This window comes from Streptomyces sp. NPDC036764, assembly GCF_055609385.1.
Genome location: NZ_JBVJPT010000033.1, coordinates 1 through 1,924, shown reverse-complemented (window position 1 = coordinate 1,924; position 1,924 = coordinate 1). Strand labels below are relative to the sequence as shown.

Genomic DNA, 1,924 nt, shown 5'->3' with positions numbered 1-1,924 from the left:
CTACGAGCGCAAGCCCGAACACTTCCTCGCCTTCACCGCCATAGCTGCGACCCTCATATGCCACCGCAGACTCGCCAACTGAAATGACGACTAAGGCAGCACCCATACCCAAGTTGCTTCGGGACGAAGCAGTCTCTGGCCTACGGCACCCAGCGCGTCTTCGTCCGCACGTAGAGACCGGCCGGCGCAGGGCCAGCTTGTCGAGCTGCGGCCTCGTGCGACACAGCTCCGACACAGTGCGGGTCCCCGTACTACAACGGGCTGGCTCCGGCGCAGGTCAGGCGGGATGCGAGGTTCGATCAGCACAATCACTCCGGAGCCGTGTGCACGTCACCCCGCGTTCGCTATGGCAACAACGCTACGACGCGGGTGCCCTCCGGAGCCGAGCGGAGCAGGGTCTGTCGATCGGTGTCGCTGGGAACGAAGATGACCATCCGCGTCAGGAGCTTCCAGTCAACCTTGGAGGGGTCAGGATGAATCACTCCGTATGGCCGCCCGTCGACGCAGACTGGCACTCCACATGCCCAATTCCAGGCGACCCAGTGGGGCCTAAATGATGGTTCCTTTTCTGTCTCCGCACGTATCCATTCGACAACCGCGGAGTGCAGGGCCTGCCATGTGCCTTCTGGGAGGTTCTCCTGCCACTCTTTAACCAAAATGCGGTTGGCCTCGGGCAACTTGCGGGCGCGCCACTCCAAGTTCTCCCGGGCCTGTCGTTGCCACCCCTCTCGTTCATCTTCGCCAAATCGTGCCGCGACGGCGAGGTGATGAGGCGAGCTCCACACTTCCGACCAGGAACAGCCGCTCATATGGATCTGCTCCGTAGGTCGGTGAACCACCACGCCCCCCTCAACAACCTGTCTCACGAACGTCGAAAGTTTGATTTCTAGGTGGTGCCAGAAGCCATGCTTCCTCAGAGGGCACTGCCAGGGCTTCTCGTGCACATCACACTCTTCGATCTCAAAGAAGGCAGGTCCTGCAGTGACTTGCCAGTCCGGATCATCCGTAGGCGGAGCAGTGACCACTATCGAGGGCACGGCACCATGCCAAGGCAGCAGGCGCGTGGACACCCAGCAAACGCCAACGCCGTCGGCAGCAAGGTGTTGGGTGCGCTCATGGATCTCCTGGAGGGTGATCGCGGATAGCTGCACCTCCCATGCCATCTGGACAGCGCCATCCGGGGAGGACGACAACACATCGGCACGCCAATGACCACCTGGACCGCGCACCTCTAACTCTGCTTGGTGTCCCGCCGCGCGAATGGCAGTGGTCAGCTCCAGCTTCAGCAGGTGATGCTCTAAGGACTCCCCCGCCATTACGCAGTTGGGCCCGCTTGGGTCGTGTGCGAAGTATCGCGTTCGCCGAGGTGAGACCTTGGCATGTACGCGGTGTCCACACTCGGGACAAGTCAGATCAACACGCGGCCGCACTCGATGCACTGCTTCCCAAGACCACCCACACCCAAGATCCATCAGAGTCGCATCCAGCAAGCCCCGCACCGCATGCCGCGCAGTTAACGACAAGTCGTCACCCCCTGCTTCGCCCACTCGATGGGCAGTGAACTACTCACAGCTTGTCCGCTCTCGATTGCGAAGCCAACCGCAGAGAGGATGGGTCGAGCAGTCACGTGCGAGTACATCGGGGAGCACCGAGCATCGGCACCCTTCGACGCGATGCCGCCGCCTGCCTGGCCCACTACCTTGCCGGCCTGGTCGTCCGCCAACGAAGCCCGTGTCGAATACGTGTCGAAGTTGGCTACTTGGGCGTCACCATTAGCGGCATGCGTGCAGGTCAGGAGGCCAGGACAAGAGCAGTGACCATGGCCCTTCTAAGTCGTCATTTCAGTTGGCGAGTCTGCGGTGGCATATGAGGGTCGCAGCTATGGCGGTGAAGGCGAGGAAGTGTTCGGGCTTGCGCTCGTAGC

The 1,924-nt window shown here is 61.7% G+C and carries 1 protein-coding gene; it reads right to left on the bottom strand.

What is annotated here, in order from left to right:
• Window positions 1–344: 344 nt before the first annotated feature.
• Entirely contained in the window at window positions 345–1,316 is a 972-nt protein-coding gene (locus ACZ69Q_RS45410; RefSeq protein WP_471054703.1) for a competence protein CoiA family protein, read from the bottom strand.
• Window positions 1,317–1,924: the final 608 nt, after the last annotated feature.

What these genes read in the sequence shown, in the direction of transcription:
- ACZ69Q_RS45410 (WP_471054703.1), bottom strand. Translation starts at nt 1,316, where the DNA reads ATGGCGGGGGAGTCCTTAGAGCATCACCTGCTGAAGCTGGAGCTGACC.